Annotated in this window: 10 protein-coding genes and 2 tRNA genes; 3 read left to right on the forward strand and 9 right to left on the reverse strand. The window is 65.0% G+C overall.

The window, feature by feature from the left end; all coding sequences use genetic code 11:
- Window positions 1-2: 2 nt before the first annotated feature.
- Entirely contained in the window at window positions 3-3320 is a 3318-nt protein-coding gene (gene ileS, locus ACWRN3_RS05000; RefSeq protein WP_476740004.1) for an isoleucine--tRNA ligase, read from the reverse strand.
- Window positions 3321-3734: 414 nt separating this feature from the next.
- Here ileS and ACWRN3_RS05005 point away from each other — a divergent pair, with 414 nt between their 5' ends.
- A complete protein-coding gene (locus ACWRN3_RS05005) occupies window positions 3735-4742 on the forward strand; it encodes an endonuclease/exonuclease/phosphatase family protein (protein ID WP_476740005.1) in 1008 nt (335 codons plus the stop codon).
- On the opposite strand, the gene ACWRN3_RS05010 is transcribed toward ACWRN3_RS05005, so the two are convergent.
- Complete coding sequence (locus ACWRN3_RS05010; protein WP_255172445.1) at window positions 4739-5497, reverse strand: SDR family oxidoreductase; 759 nt, start codon at window positions 5495-5497, stop codon at window positions 4739-4741. The two genes, ACWRN3_RS05005 and ACWRN3_RS05010, sit on opposite strands and share 4 nt — an antisense overlap.
- 18 nt (window positions 5498-5515) lie before the next feature.
- Window positions 5516-5887: a DUF488 domain-containing protein gene (locus ACWRN3_RS05015; protein WP_324642163.1), complete on the reverse strand. Its 372-nt coding sequence runs from the start codon at window positions 5885-5887 to the stop codon at window positions 5516-5518.
- A gap of 81 nt (window positions 5888-5968) precedes the next feature.
- Here ACWRN3_RS05015 and valS point away from each other — a divergent pair, with 81 nt between their 5' ends.
- Window positions 5969-8590, forward strand: a complete 2622-nt coding sequence (valS, locus tag ACWRN3_RS05020; protein ID WP_476740006.1) for a valine--tRNA ligase — start codon at window positions 5969-5971, stop codon at window positions 8588-8590.
- 369 nt (window positions 8591-8959) lie between these two features.
- On the opposite strand, the gene ACWRN3_RS05025 is transcribed toward valS, so the two are convergent.
- The 6 genes from ACWRN3_RS05025 to ACWRN3_RS05050 form a co-directional block, all read right to left on the reverse strand.
- Window positions 8960-9574: a mycothiol-dependent nitroreductase Rv2466c family protein gene (locus tag ACWRN3_RS05025; protein ID WP_324642165.1), complete on the reverse strand. Its 615-nt coding sequence runs from the start codon at window positions 9572-9574 to the stop codon at window positions 8960-8962.
- A 14-nt stretch (window positions 9575-9588) separates the two neighbouring features.
- Entirely contained in the window at window positions 9589-10869 is a 1281-nt protein-coding gene (gene clpX, locus ACWRN3_RS05030) for an ATP-dependent Clp protease ATP-binding subunit ClpX (RefSeq protein WP_214945809.1), read from the reverse strand.
- 175 nt (window positions 10870-11044) lie between these two features.
- Window positions 11045-11704: an ATP-dependent Clp protease proteolytic subunit gene (locus ACWRN3_RS05035; RefSeq protein ID WP_138606612.1), complete on the reverse strand. Its 660-nt coding sequence runs from the start codon at window positions 11702-11704 to the stop codon at window positions 11045-11047.
- A gap of 38 nt (window positions 11705-11742) precedes the next feature.
- Window positions 11743-12366 carry an ATP-dependent Clp protease proteolytic subunit gene (locus tag ACWRN3_RS05040; RefSeq protein ID WP_303695379.1) on the reverse strand — a complete coding sequence of 208 codons (624 nt, stop codon included), beginning with the start codon at window positions 12364-12366 and terminating at the stop codon, window positions 11743-11745.
- 234 nt (window positions 12367-12600) lie between these two features.
- On the reverse strand, window positions 12601-13995 hold the full coding sequence (gene tig, locus ACWRN3_RS05045) for a trigger factor (protein ID WP_324642166.1): 1395 nt from the start codon (window positions 13993-13995) through the stop codon (window positions 12601-12603).
- Between the two features lie 81 nt (window positions 13996-14076).
- Window positions 14077-14151: transfer RNA gene (locus ACWRN3_RS05050), tRNA-Pro, on the reverse strand.
- Window positions 14152-14283: 132 nt separating this feature from the next.
- Between ACWRN3_RS05050 and ACWRN3_RS05055 the strand changes: the two genes are divergently transcribed.
- Window positions 14284-14357 (forward strand) — tRNA-Gly (locus ACWRN3_RS05055).
- Window positions 14358-14538 lie beyond the last annotated feature (181 nt).

Consider the following 14538-nt stretch of genomic DNA (forward strand, 5'->3'; position numbering starts at 1 on the left):
TCCTAGGCCTCCACTTTTTCAACGGCGACGGCGGGTTCAGCCGTGCTGCCTGCCTGGGCGTCCAGGGCAACAGTCAACGTCTCGCCCTTGACGAGTTCGGCGTTGGCCAGCAGGGCATCCACCATGTTCTGCGGTGCGGTGACGGTGGTCCGGATCCGGTCGCTCACGTTGAGGCCGGCGTCCTTGCGCGCCTGCTGGATGGCGCGGACCATGTCGCGCGCCAACCCTTCGGCTTCAAGCTCCGGCGTGACTTCGGTGTTCAGGACCACGAACCCGCCTCCGGGCAGCACGGCGACAGCGGCGGAACCGCCCTCGGACTCTGCCACCACGGTCTCCAGCATGTACTCCTGGGGCTCGAGCTGCAGCCCGCCCGCTGTGACCACGCCGTCGTCGTCCACCGACCAGTCGCCGGACTTGGAGCCCTTGATGGCCAGCTGGACATTCTTGCCAAGGCGCGGACCGGCGGCCCGGGCGTTCACCACCAGCTTCTGCTGGATGCCGAACTCCTCGGGGGAAGCGGTGGCGGCGTCCAGGAGGCGGACGGAACGGAGGTTGAGTTCATCGGCGACGACGGCGGCAAAGCCTTCCAGCGCATCAGCCCCAGGTGCCACCACGGTGAGTTCCTGCAAGGGCAGGCGGACACGCAGGTTGGCTGCCTTGCGGAGCGAGGAGCCGGTTGAGCAGATCTGCTGGACCCGGTCCATGGCTTCAACCAGGGCCGGGTTGGCGGGGAAGAGGTCCGCGTCGGGCCAGTCGGCAAGGTGCACGGACCGGCCGCCGGTCAGGCCGCGCCAGATCTCTTCCGAGACCAGCGGAAGCAGCGGCGCAGCAGCACGGGTGACGGTCTCCAGTGCGGTGAACAGGGCGTCGAAGGCGTCCTGGTCCTCGTCGAAGAACCGCTGCCGGCTGCGGCGGACGTACCAGTTGGTGAGCATGTCCAGGTAGCTGCGCAGCGAGTCGCAGGCGCCGGAGATGTCGTAGGTGTCCAGCTGCGCGGTCATGTTCCGGACCAGGTCGCCGGTGTTGGCCAGCAGGTACTGGTCCAGGGTGTCCGCGTAACCGTCGTAGCGCAGCTTCGCGTCGTAACCCTGGCCTGCAGCAGCCGCGTTTGTGTAGAGCGTGAAGAAGCTGTACACGTTCCACAGCGGCAGGATCACCTGGCGGACGCCGTCGCGGATGCCCTGCTCGGTGACGATCAGGTTGCCGCCGCGCAGGATGGGACTGGACATGAGGAACCAGCGCATGGCGTCGGAGCCGTCGCGGTCCAGGACCTCGGACACGTCGGGGTAGTTGCGCAGGCTCTTGGACATCTTCTGGCCGTCGGAGCCCAGCACGATGCCGTGGCTGATGACGTTCCTGAACGCGGGCCGGTCGAAGAGCGCCGTGGAGAGGATGTGCAGCATGTAGAACCAGCCACGGGTCTGGCCGATGTACTCCACGATGAAGTCGGCCGGGTTGTGGGTGTTGAACCAGGCTTCGTTCTCGAACGGGTAGTGCACCTGGCCGTACGGCATGGAGCCGGAGTCGAACCAGACGTCCAGTACGTCTTCCACGCGGCGCATCACGGACTGGCCCTCTTCGGGGGTGCGGGGGTCGTCCGGGTTCGGCCGGGTGAGCTCGTCGATGAAGGGGCGGTGGAGGTCCACCTCGCCGTCTTTGTTCAGCGGCAGCCGGCCAAAGTCCGCTTCGATCTCCGCGAGCGAGCCGTAGACGTCGGTGCGCGGGTATTCCGGGTCCGTTGACTGCCATACGGGGATGGGGCTGCCCCAGAAGCGGTTGCGGCTGATGGACCAGTCGCGGGCGTTTTCCAGCCACTTGCCGAACTGGCCGTCCTTGACGTTGCCGGGGATCCAGTTGATCTCCTGGTTCAGTTCGGACATGCGGTCCTTGAACTTGGTGACCTCCACGTACCAGGAGGACACCGCGCGGTAGATCAGCGGGTTACGGCAGCGCCAGCAGTGCGGGTAGCTGTGCTCGTAGCTGGCCTGGCGCACCAGCCGGCCCTGGGCCCTGAGCACCTGGGTGATGGGCTTGTTGGCCTCGAAGACCTGCAGTCCCACAATGTCGTGGAGGTCGCCGTGCTTGAACAGCGGCAGGAACTTGGCACCCTCGTCCACGGACAGCACCACGGGGATGCCTGCCTCTTCGCAGACCTTCTGGTCGTCTTCACCGTAGGCCGGGGCCTGGTGCACGATGCCGGTTCCGTCCGTGGTGGTGACGTAGTCGGCCACCACGAAGCGCCAGGCGTTCTCCATGCCGTACTTCTCGTTGTCCGCGAAGTCGTCCCAGAGCCGCTGGTACTCGAGGCCTTCGAGTTCAGCACCGGTGTAGGTGGCCACCACGCCGGCTTCCGCAGCTTCGAAGCTGTCGTAGCCCAGGTCCTTGGCGTAGCTGCCCAGCAGGTCGGCTGCAAGCAGGAAGCTGCCGCCGACCGGCGCATCGGCCGAAGCGGCTTTGATGCCGTTGGGTCCGGCGGGCAGCACGGCGTAGGTGATGGAAGGCCCGACGGCGAGCGCGGCGTTCGTGGGCAGCGTCCAGGGCGTGGTGGTCCAGGCCAAGGCCTGGACGCCGGCCAGCTTCTGCGACAGCTCCGACTCCCCCGCGAGGATGGGGAACGTGACGGTGACGGTCTGGTCCTGGCGGTTCTTGTAGACGTCGTCGTCCATGCGCAGCTCATGGTTGGACAGCGGCGTTTCGTCCTTCCAGCAGTACGGGAGGACCCGGTAGCCGTTGTACGTCAGGCCCTTGTCGTGCAGCTGCTTGAACGCCCAGAGGACCGACTCCATGTACTCGACGTTGAGGGTCTTGTAGTCGTTGTCGAAGTCCACCCACCGGGCCTGCCGGGTGACGTAGCTGCGCCATTCGTCGGCGTACTTCATCACGGAGGCGCGGCAGGCGTCGTTGAACTTGTCGATGCCCATGGCTTCGATCTGGGTCTTGTCCGTCATACCCAGCTGCTTCATGGCTTCAAGTTCGGCGGGGAGGCCGTGGGTGTCCCAGCCGAAGCGGCGCTCAACGCGCTTGCCTCGCTGGGTCTGGTAACGGCCCACCAGGTCCTTGGCATAGCCGGTGAGGAGGTGGCCGTAGTGCGGCAGGCCGTTGGCGAAGGGCGGGCCGTCGTAGAACACGAATTCGTTGCTGCCGGGCTCACCGCCGGGGACGTCGGCGCTGCGCTGGTCGATGCTGGCCTGGAAGGTGCCGTCCTGGTCCCAGTACTTCAGGATGCGCTCTTCGATCTCCGGGAACTTCACGGAGGCGGAAACGCCGGCACTGCCGTTGGACGAGGTGCTGGAGGCTGAGGCCTTGGGGTAAAACGTCATGTTCGACATCCTGGGTTGAGCATGGTGAACCCCGGCAGGGCCGGAGGTTCCGTTCAGGATGCGAGGACGGCTGCCGCGCCGTCCCTAAAAGACTGCACGCCCACCGCGGTACCACCTCACTTACCGGCGCCGCGTGTCTTCCGTGAGGAACACCCGCTGCCCCGGCCTCTCATTACTGCTGTGACGGGCTTACCCGTCCGGTTCTACTGGCACAGCCACCCTGCACGGGCACACTGCGCGTTCTTCCGGAAGCTCACCGGTGATTGCCGGGTCATAGCCATAAAGAGTCTACTATCGCCGCAGCGTCCTGTGCCATTCAGCGCGTCCTGTGCCATTCAGCGCAGCCCATGCCAATCAGAGCATCCAGGGGCGTTGGGGCTGACGTCGACACCGCGTATTCCCTAGACTCGGGTCATGACAGCTTCCGGGCGCCCTGCCGGGCGGAGGCGCGCAGCCGCCGCATGCCGGTGGCTGTTCATTCCCCTTGCGCTTCCCGTCGCAGCGGTGTCCATGATGCGGGCTGTCCCCGTCGAGTGGCCCGTCCTGGGGGTCCAGCTGGTGGCGTTCACGCCCTGGCTCACAGTGCCTGCCGCCGCCGCGCTGGTCCTGGCCTTCCTTGGCCGCAGCCGGTGGCAGCAGGTCCTGGCGGGATCCCTGGTGGCGTGCCAGGCGTTCTGGCTCTTCCCGGTGGACGTCCGCGGGCCTTCCGCCGAGGCCGCCGGCAGGCCGGTTTCCCTCGTGGTGATGAGCATCAACGCGGAGCTGGGGAATGCGGCCGCTGCCGGAATCGTGGACCTGGTCCGTGAACAGCACGTGGACCTGCTGGCGGTGGAGGAGTACACGCCCCAGCTGTCACGGCGGCTCACTGCGGCGGGCCTGGACGGACTGCTCCCGCACCGGGTTGCCCATCCCAGGGACGGCGCCGGCGGTACGGCCATCTTTTCCTCGCTAAGCCTGAAGGACGGCGGGGTGCTTCCGGACACCCAGTTCACCATGCCGGTGGCCCGCCTTGACCTGGCCGACGGCAGTGGGGCCGCCCTTCGGGTGGTGGCTGTGCACACCCTGGCGCCCGTGGGTGACGCCGTTGGCCAGTGGCGCAAGGACCTGTCCACGGTGGCCAGGGCGGACAACGGATCCGGTCCCCTGCTGCTGGCCGGGGACTTCAACGCAACCTACGACCACCGGGAATTCCGGGCGCTGCTGGCGGGCCAAGGAGGCGGCCGGACGCTGGTGGACGTGGCCGCCTCCGTGGGTGGCAGGCTGGTGCCCACTTGGCCGATGCGTGGCTACCGCCTGCCCGGGATCACGCTGGACCATCTGGTGACCAGCCGCGACATCACCGCCTCCGGCTATTCAGCCCACCGGATCGAGGGAACGGATCATGCCGCAGTGGTGGCCACCCTGCGCATCCATGTGCCTTAGCCCTTCCGGATGAGTTTGTGCGTGGCCGCCTGGGCCACCGGCCGGATGACGATCTGGTCAAGGTTGACGTGGTGTGGGGCGCTGACGGCGTAGCGGACCACGTCGGCCACATCCTCTGCGGTGAGCGGCTTCTCCACGCCCTGGTAGACCTTTTCTGCGGACTGCGCATCCCCGAGGCGGTTGAGGGCGAACTCCTCGGTCTGCACCAGGCCCGGCGCCACCTCGATGACCCGCACGTTGTGCTCAGCCTCTTCGAGCCGGAGGGCGTTGGTCATGGCGTGCTGCCCGAACTTGGCAGCGTTGTAGCCGCCCCCGCCCTCGTAGGCGTCCAGCCCTGCGGTGGAGGTGAGGTTCAGGACCGTGCCTTCGCCGGTGGCCCGCAGCATCGGAAGGAACGCGCGGGTGAGCTTGAGGGTTCCAAGGACGTTGACGCGGTACATCCACTCCCAGTCGGCGATGTTGGCATCGCCTACCTTGTCCGCACCCCGGGCACCACCGGCGATGTTGATCAGCGTGTCGATGCCGCCTGCGTCGGTGACCTGGGCGAGGAGCCGGGACACGTCGTCGTCCTCTGCGATGTCTGCGGGAATCGCGACGGCGCCTGTCCCGCCTTCCAGCGCCGCGAGCCTGTCAGCCCGGCGGGCCACGGCAAAGACCGTCCACCCGTCGGCGCGCAGCGCACGCACTGTTGCTTCTCCGATTCCGCTGCTCGCGCCGGTCACCAATGCTGCTTTTTTCTGCAAGTCCTCAGTCATGGCACCACCCTAGCGGGATCAGCCGGCGGCCCGTCCCCGGAGGTAGTCAAGCAGGACGTGCGCATTGTTCGCTTCGGTGTTCCGGGCGGCGTAGAGGAGGGTGATCCGGGGGTGTGCGCGGGCCAGTTCCAGCAGCGTCTCCACGGCCGTATTGGTGTCCAGTTCAAGCCGGTAGCGTTCGCTGAAACCGGCGAACTGTTCGGGGCGGTGGTTGAACTCCTTGCGCAGCTCCGTGGAGGGTGCCACGTCCTTGAGCCAGAGGTCCACGGCGGCGTTTTCCCTGGCCATGCCCCGCGGCCAAAGCCGGTCCACCAGCACCCGGAAGCCGTCGCCGTCCGCCGGCGGCTCGTAGATGCGCTTCACGCCGAAGGTTGCCCGGAACTCTCCCATGGCCCGCATGCTACCCGTGTTCGCGTCCGCGCGGGCGGGACGGGTTGGGTGGGATGGAAGCGGGCATGAAAGAATTGCCCAATGGCTGAAGACACGCAGGGTACAGACACGCCCACCACCGCCCCCATCAATGTTCCGGACAAGCCGGCCCTCGAAGGCCTCGAAGCCGCGCTCACCCAGCGCTGGCTGGCCGAAGGAACTTACAAGTTCAACCCCGACACCACCCGGGAGCAGGTCTACTCGATCGACACTCCCCCGCCCACCGCGTCGGGATCCCTGCACGTGGGGCACATGTTCTCCTTCACCCAGACGGACGTCCAGGCACGCTACATGCGCATGACCGGCAGGAACGTCTTCTACCCCATGGGCTGGGATGACAACGGCCTGCCCACCGAACGCCGGGTCCAGAACTACTACGGTGTTCGATGCGATCCGGCCATCCCGTACAACGCCGACTACCGGCCGCCCGCCCAGCCGGCCAAGAACCAGCGCGATTTCGACGTCGTATCCCGGCAGAACTTCATCGAACTGTGCGAGGAACTGGCCGTTGAGGACGAGAAGGTCTTCGAAAACCTGTTCCAGACCCTGGGCCTGTCCGTCGACTGGGACCTGACCTACCGCACCATCGATGACACTTCCCGCGCGGTGTCCCAGCGCGCCTTCCTGGCCAATCTCGCCGCCGGGGACGCCTACATGGCCGAGGCTCCCACGCTGTGGGACGTCACGTTCCGTACCGCGGTGGCCCAGGCCGAGCTTGAGGACCGCGAGGTCCCGGGCGCCTACTACCGCTACCCCTTCTTCACCGAAGACGGCGGGAAGATCTTCATCGAGACCACCCGCCCGGAGCTCCTTGCAGCATGTGCCGCGCTGGTGGCGAACCCCGACGACGAGCGGTACCAGCCGCTGTTCGGCAAGACCGTGAAGTCACCGCTGTTCGATGTTGAACTCGAGGTCAAGGCCCATCCGCTGGCAAAGGCGGACAAGGGTTCCGGCATCGCCATGGTCTGCACCTTCGGCGACCTGACCGACGTCACGTGGTGGCGCGAACTGCAGCTGCCCACCCGCGCCATCATGGGCCGCGACGGCCGCATCATCGCCGAAACGCCCGAGTGGATCACCAGCGAGGCCGGCAAGGAGGCGTACGCCGCCATCGCCGGCAAGACTGCCTTCTCAGCCAAGGAAGCCGTGGTGGAACTGCTCAAGGAAGCGGACCTGTTGGACGGTGAGCCCAAGAAAATCACCCACCCGGTGAACTTCTTCGAGAAGGGCGACAAGCCCCTGGAAGTGGTCACCTCCCGCCAGTGGTACATCCGCAACGGTGGCCGCGACGAGGACCGCCGCGAACGCCTCATTGGCCGCGGCAAGGACATCGACTTCCACCCGTCCTTCATGCGCTCCCGCTACGAGAACTGGATTGCCGGCCTGAACGGTGACTGGCTGGTTTCCCGCCAGCGGTTCTTTGGCGTGCCGATCCCCGTCTGGTACCCGCTCGACGCACAGGGCAACCCGGAGTATGACAACCCCATCCTGCCCTCCGACGCGATGCTGCCCGTTGATCCGGCAGCGGACGCTGCCCCCGGCTTCGAGGAGGCACAGCGCGACCAGCCCAACGGCTTCACGGGCGACGCCGACGTCCTGGACACGTGGGCCACTTCCTCGCTGACCCCGCAGATCGTGGGCGGCTGGAGCCGTGACGAGGGCCTGTTCGCCAAGGTCTACCCGTTCGACCTGCGCCCCCAGGGCCACGACATCATCCGGACCTGGCTCTTCTCCTCGGTGGTCCGCGCGGACGCCCTCCAGGACTGTGCCCCTTGGAAGCACGCGGCCATCTCCGGCTGGATCCTGGACCCGGACCGCAAGAAGATGTCCAAGTCCAAGGGCAACGTGGTGGTGCCCACGGACGTCCTGAACGAGTATGGTTCGGACGCCGTCCGCTACTGGGCTGCCTCTGCACGGCTCGGCGCCGACACCGCCTACGAGATCGCGCAGATGAAGATCGGCCGCCGCCTGGCCATCAAGCTCCTGAATGCCTCCAAGTTCGTGCTTAACCTGGGCGCCACCGAAAACTCGGTGCTGTCGGGCGATCTTTCCGTCCTGGCGAACCCCCTGGACCGGGCGCTGCTGGCCCAGCTGGCCGAGGTCGTGGCACAGTCCACCAAGGCATTCGACAGCTACGACTACGCCCGCGCCCTGCAGCTCACGGAGTCGTTCTTCTGGCAGTTCACCGACGACTACGTGGAACTGATCAAGGACCGGGCCTACGGTGCCGCCGGCGAATCGGAGCAGGCTTCGGTGCTGGCCGCGCTGGCCACCACGCTGGACACCCTGCTGCGGCTCTTCGCCCCGTTCCTGCCCTTCGCCACCGAGGAAGTATGGAGCTGGTGGCGTACCGGGTCGGTGCACCGGGCCCAGTGGCCTGCCGCCCTGGAGATCCCCGGCGGGGACACCACCATGCTCGCGACCGTGGGCGTGGCACTCAGCGGTGTCCGCAAGGCCAAGTCCGAGGCCAAGGTCAAGCAGCGCACCGAAGTGCTGTCAGCGACCATCACTGCCCCGGAAGCGCTGACCGCGCAGCTGCAGGCCGGGCTGGCTGATTTGAAGGCTGCGTCCAACGCCCGGGAGATCACGCTGGCCGTGGGCGACGGCGACCTCACGGTCACTGATGTAGCCCTGGCTCCAAGCGACGAGCCGGCCAAGGCTTAGCGCCGGACCTGGAGCCGGGGTCAACCCGGTTCCGGGCAAAGGGGAAGCCCCATCAGCGTTTTGCCGTTGGTGGGGCTTCGACTTTTTCGGCCATCCGGTGACGTGCTCTGATGGTCTGGCAGGATCCGCTGAACTTCAGGTCTTACTACCCCGTCACTGGTAGCTTGCATTCAACTTTGCCGATGGCTGCGTCAACTTACATATCACTGAATCTTTGGTTCCTGCGTCCACTTCTTTCGAAGTGGTAGGAACAATTGTTCTCCTGTGCCGGTCCACGTGCAAGGGCCCCGGGGAAACTACATTCCGGTAGTTTTCCCGGGGCCCTTGCAGGATGTTCGGTGCCCTCGCAAACGGTGCAGCCTGGCGTTTCTAGTCGAACTCCGGGCTTTCCGTGCGGCTGCGCTTCAACTCGAAGAAGTGCGGATAAGCGGCGATGGCCGTGGTGGCATCCCAGATCCTGCCGGCTTCCTCACCGCGGGGAATACGCGTCAGGACCGGCCCGAAGAACGCTGTTCCATTGAAGGCGACCACCGGGGTTCCAACATCCTGGCCCACCAGCGAAATGCCTTCCTCATGGCTGGCCCGGAGCTGGTGGTCGTAGGCGTCCGTGGTGGCGGCGTCGGCCAGGGAGGCGGGGAGGCCGCACTCGGCAAGGGCTTTAGTAATGACCTCGGCCCGGTCTTTTTCCCCCTGGTTGTGGATCAGCGTCCCCATGGCGTCATACAGCGGCTTGATGACCTGCGGCCCATGCTCTTCCCGGGCGGCGATGATCACGCGGACCATGCCCCACGCGTTGTCCATGGATTCACGGTAGCCGGGCTCCAGGTCACGCCCCTCATTCAGGACAGCGAGGCTCATGACGTGCCACTCCGTCTCGATGTCCCGGACGGCTTCCACTTCCCCGATCCAGCGGGATGTGACCCAGGCGAACGGGCAGAGGGGGTCGAACCAGAAGTCGGCTTTGTTCTTTGCAGGTGAAGTCACGAAGGTCCTCTCGGTCAGGCAGACTTACGGCGCTTGGCCACGTGCGGAATCATGGTGGGCTCGGCGCCCCGCAGGACGACGTCCTCGGTGATCACCACGCTGGCCACGTCCTCGCGGCTGGGAAGATCGAACATCACGGGAAGCAGGACCTCCTCCAGGATTGCGCGGAGGCCACGGGCACCGGTGCCCCGCTCCAATGCCTGGTCGGCAATGGCGTCCAGGGCAGCGTCGTCGAACACCAGCTCGACGCCGTCGATCTGGAACATCTTCTGGTACTGCTTCACCAGGGCGTTCTTGGGGGTGGAAAGGATTTGGATCAGGGCGTCCCGGTCCAGGTTGGACACGGTGGTGATCACGGGGAGCCGCCCAATGAATTCGGGGATAAGGCCGAATTTCAGCAGGTCCTCCGGCATGACCTCACCGTAGGAGTCCACCTTCTTGCTGGCCTCGTTGAGCGGGGCGCCGAACCCGATGCCCTTGCGGCCGGAGCGGGAGCCGATGATCTCTTCCAGGCCGGCGAAGGCGCCGGCGACGATGAACAGCACGTTGGTGGTGTCGATCTGGATGAACTCCTGGTGCGGGTGCTTCCGTCCACCCTGCGGCGGCACCGAGGCCACGGTCCCTTCCAGGATCTTCAGGAGGGCCTGCTGCACGCCCTCGCCGGACACGTCGCGGGTGATGGAGGGGTTCTCGCTCTTGCGGGAGATCTTGTCGATCTCGTCGATGTAGATGATGCCCTGTTCGGCCTTCTTGACGTCATAGTCAGCGGCCTGGATGAGCTTGAGGAGGATGTTCTCCACGTCCTCGCCCACGTATCCGGCCTCGGTCAGGGCGGTGGCGTCCGCTACGGCGAACGGAACGTTCAGCCGGCGGGCGAGGGTCTGGGCCAGGTAGGTCTTGCCGCAGCCGGTAGGTCCGATGAGGAGGATATTCGACTTGGCGATCTCGACGTCGTCGTGATGGCCGCCGTCCCCCAGGTTTCCGGACTTTGGGGCATGGCCCGCCTGGATGCGCTTGTAGTGGTTGTAGACCGCGACAGCGAGGGACCGCTTGGCGGGCTCCTGGCCGATGACGTATTCCTGCAGGAAGTCGAAGATTTCACGCGGCTTGGGCAGTTCGAAGCTGCCGAGATCAGCGACCTCCGCAAGCTCCTCCTCGATGATTTCGTTGCACAACTCGATGCATTCATCGCAGATGTAGACACCGGGGCCGGCAATAAGCTTGCGTACCTGCTTCTGGCTCTTTCCGCAGAAAGAGCACTTCAGCAGATCCGTGCTCTCGCCAATCCGAGCCATATATGAACCCCTTAGTATCCTGCTGCCAGGCAGCCCTGCACCATTGCTGAAATCTTTCCCGGCCTGCACGGCCCGGGTTGTGACAACATCCACTCTAGGTCACATTCGGCCCCAAGGGTGGAATGAAAAGGCCGGTGCGGCCAAATGAACTGGACCGCACCGGCTTTCGGTACTGCTACCTCGTGATCGCCTGGGGCTTGATCTTGCGTGAATCAAGAACCTGGTCGATGAGGCCGTATGCCTGGGCCTCGTCGGCGGTGAGGATCTTGTCGCGCTCGATGTCGTTGTTGACCTGCTCCGACGTGCGGCCGGAGTGCTGGGCCAGGGTGTCCTCCAGCCAGGAACGCATGCGCATGACCTCCGCGGCCTGGATCTCCAGGTCGGAGGCCTGGCCGCCCTGGCCGCCGGACAGTGCCGGCTGGTGGATCAGGACGCGGGCGTTGGGCAGCGCCAGCCGCTTGCCGGGTGTACCCGCCGCCAGCAGGACAGCAGCCGCACTGGCGGCCTGGCCCAGGCAGACGGTCTGGATCTCGGGGCGGATGTACTGCATGGTGTCGTAGATCGCCGTCATGGCGGTGAAGGAACCACCGGGCGAGTTGATGTAGAGCGTAATGTCGCGGTCCGGATCCGTGGACTCCAGGACCAGCAGCTGGGCCATGATGTCATCAGCGGAAGCGTCGTCCACCTGCACACCGAGGAAGATGATGCGGTCCTCGAAGAGCTTGGTGTACGGGTCCTGGCGCTTGAAGCCGTAGGGGGTGCGCTCCTCGAACTGCGGCAGGACGTAGCGGCTGGACGGAAGATTCCCGGCTGACCACCCGAAGTTGTAGTTCATTGTGTTTGCTCCTGATCGAAAGGGGTTCTGGATGCCGGTTAGTTCTGGGAGGCTGATTCGCCGGAGGAATCGTTGGACGTTCCGCCGCCGCCTGCCACGGAGCCGGCGTGGGCGGCGATCTTGTCGAAGAAGCCGTATTCGAGGGCCTCGGTGGCGGTGAACCACTTGTCGCGGTCGTTGTCCTTGAGGATGGTTTCAACGGTCTGCCCGGTCTGGTCAGCCGTCAGTTCCGCCATGACCTTCTTCATGTGCAGGATGAGTTCTGCCTGAATCTTGATGTCGGACGCGGTGCCGCCGATGCCGCCGGAGGGCTGGTGCATCAGGACGCGGGCGTTCGGGGTTGCGTACCGCTTGCCCTTGGTACCCGAGGACAGGAGGAACTGTCCCATGGACGCGGCCAGCCCGGTGGCGACGGTTACGACGTCGTTAGGGATGAACTGCATGGTGTCGTAGATGGCCATGCCTGCCGTGACGGAGCCGCCGGGCGAGTTGATGTAGAGGTAGATGTCCTTTTCCGGGTTCTCGGCCGAGAGCAGGAGCAGCTGCGAGCAGATCGCGTTGGCGTTGTCGTCACGCACCTCCGAGCCCAGCCAGATGATCCGCTCCTTGAGAAGGCGGTTGTAAATGTAGTTGTCCTGGGCTGCAGGATCGACGGTCGCCATCCGGGGGGCCTCTGAGTGCTGTGACATGTTTACTTACCTCTCACTGGTGACGGTGACATCACTGAAAATCACTACTTGGACACTAACCGGTTTCACGGGTGTTTTGTTCGCGCACCGACGGCTGTTCGCTGACGGCGCACGATCAGCGAATCAGCAGCGGGCCGCTTCCGGTCCAACGCGAACGGCCCCCGGATCAAAAGGATCCAGGGGCCGTTCGCTGCGGTTCAAAAAGGACTATGCCTTGGCGTCTGCCGTGGTGTCCTCGGCTTCGACAACCTCTGCCTCGGCACCTTCGGTTGCGTCGGCGTCGGCCGCTTCGGCGGCAGGTGCCTCTTCGCCGGCGGGGCGGACGAAGTCGCTCAGGTCAACAGCCTTGCCCTCGGTGTCGGTTACCGTGGCCTGGCCCAGGACGACGGCCAGTGCCTTGCGGCGGCGGACCTCGGAAACCATCATGGGAACCTGGCCGCTCTGATCGATGATCTGGGCGAACTGGTTGGGGTCCATGCCGTACTGGCTGGCGGTGGTGACGATGTAGTCGATCAGCTCGTTCTGGCTGACGTTGACTTCTTCCTTCTCCGCGATGGCGTCGAGGATGATTTCGTTCTGGAAGGCGCGGGCCGTGTTGGCGCGGACCTCTTCGCGGTGCTCTTCGGTGTCGTGCTCGCCGTCACCGTGGCCGTTGCCCTCCTGGAAGTGGGCTTCGAGCTGCTCTTCGACAACGGAGTCCGGAACCGGAACCTCAACGAGTTCCACCAGCTTGTCCAGGACCTTGTCGCGGGCTTCAACACCCTGCTCCACGATTTTCGACTCTGCGGCCTGCTTGGCCAGGTCTTCGCGGAGTTCGGCGAGGGTGTCGAACTCGGAGGCCAGCTGGGCGAAGTCGTCGTTCGCTTCGGGCAGTTCGCGTTCCTTGACGGCCTTAACAACAACCTTGACCTGGGCGGCTTCGCCGGCGTGGTCGCCGCCCACCAGAGTGGTGTTAAAGATGGCGTCCTCGTCGGCACTGAGGCCGGTCACGGCTTCGTCCATGCCCTCAAGCATGGTGCCGGCGCCAACCTGGTAGGACAGGCCGGCAGCGGAGTCAACCTCTTCGCCGTCGATCGTGGCGGTGATGTCGATGGTGAGGAAGTCACCGTCGGCAGCGGGACGGTCAACGGACTTCAGGGTGCCGAAGCGTCCGCGCAGTTCGTCCAGGGCCTTGTCCACGTCGGCGTCGGAGGATTCCGCAGCCGCAACCTGGACCTCGATGCCGGCGTAGTCCGGGAGTTCGATCTCGGGGCGGACGTCAACCTCGGCGGCGAACTTCAGGCCACCGTCGGTGGCGGAGGGGTCGGGAACCTCGGTGATTTCCACCTCGGGACGGCTCAGGGGGCGGATGCCGGACTCCTGCACGGCAGCCTGGTACCAGCCGTTGAGGCCGTCGTTGATGGCGGTCTCCAGGACGTAGCCACGGCCAACCCGCTGGTCGATGAGCTTGGCGGGAACCTTGCCCTTGCGGAACCCGGGGACCTGGATCTGCGACGCAACAGTCTTGTAGGCCGAGTCGATGCTGGGCTTCAGTTCCTCAAAGGGGACCTCAACATTGAGCTTGACCCGCGTGGGGGTGAGGTTCTCGACAGCGCTCTTCACGGTCTAAGTACTCCTGGGTTGTGGGATGGGGTTTTCTGCAAACGCAATGTGTGTCCAGGCCGGCTGGTCCTGGCCGCAGAGTCGGGGTGACAGGATTTGAACCTGCGACTTCCTGCTCCCAAAGCAGGCGCTCTAGCCAAGCTGAGCTACACCCCGTAAGTGCACAGGCAAGTCTACGGTGATACGCGTCGCGATTGCACATTTGACACGTTGGCCATGGATTAGGTTTAGTTGTATCCGGCTTGAACAGCCAGCCCGGAGTTTCCGCTGAGAATCGGATCTTCCTTCGGGGACGTAGCTTAATGGTAAAGCCTCAGTCTTCCAAACTGATTACGCGGGTTCGATTCCCGTCGTCCCCTCCAGGACAACAAAAAGGCCCCTCGATTGAACTGCTCCCCGAAAGTTGGACTGAAAAATCAGTTCTGACTTTCGGGGAGCAGTTTTATGCATGGAAGAAGTTCGTTGTCCGAGGAACAGCGCGAGGCCGCGGTGGCGCTGTTTGAGATCGGGTGGGGCTCCAGAGCTGTAGCAACCAGGCTCGGG

Source organism: Pseudarthrobacter sp. rb (assembly GCF_056389225.1).

Coding starts and splice junctions, on each gene's coding strand:
- ileS (WP_476740004.1), bottom strand. CDS start 3,320: ATGACGTTTTACCCCAAGGCCTCAGCCTCCAGCACCTCGTCCAACGGC.
- ACWRN3_RS05005 (WP_476740005.1), top strand. CDS start 3,735: ATGACAGCTTCCGGGCGCCCTGCCGGGCGGAGGCGCGCAGCCGCCGCA.
- ACWRN3_RS05040 (WP_303695379.1), bottom strand. CDS start 12,366: ATGGCGACCGTCGATCCTGCAGCCCAGGACAACTACATTTACAACCGC.
- ACWRN3_RS05015 (WP_324642163.1), bottom strand. CDS start 5,887: ATGGGAGAGTTCCGGGCAACCTTCGGCGTGAAGCGCATCTACGAGCCG.
- clpX (WP_214945809.1), bottom strand. CDS start 10,869: ATGGCTCGGATTGGCGAGAGCACGGATCTGCTGAAGTGCTCTTTCTGC.
- ACWRN3_RS05035 (WP_138606612.1), bottom strand. CDS start 11,704: ATGAACTACAACTTCGGGTGGTCAGCCGGGAATCTTCCGTCCAGCCGC.
- ACWRN3_RS05010 (WP_255172445.1), bottom strand. CDS start 5,497: ATGACTGAGGACTTGCAGAAAAAAGCAGCATTGGTGACCGGCGCGAGC.
- valS (WP_476740006.1), top strand. CDS start 5,969: ATGGCTGAAGACACGCAGGGTACAGACACGCCCACCACCGCCCCCATC.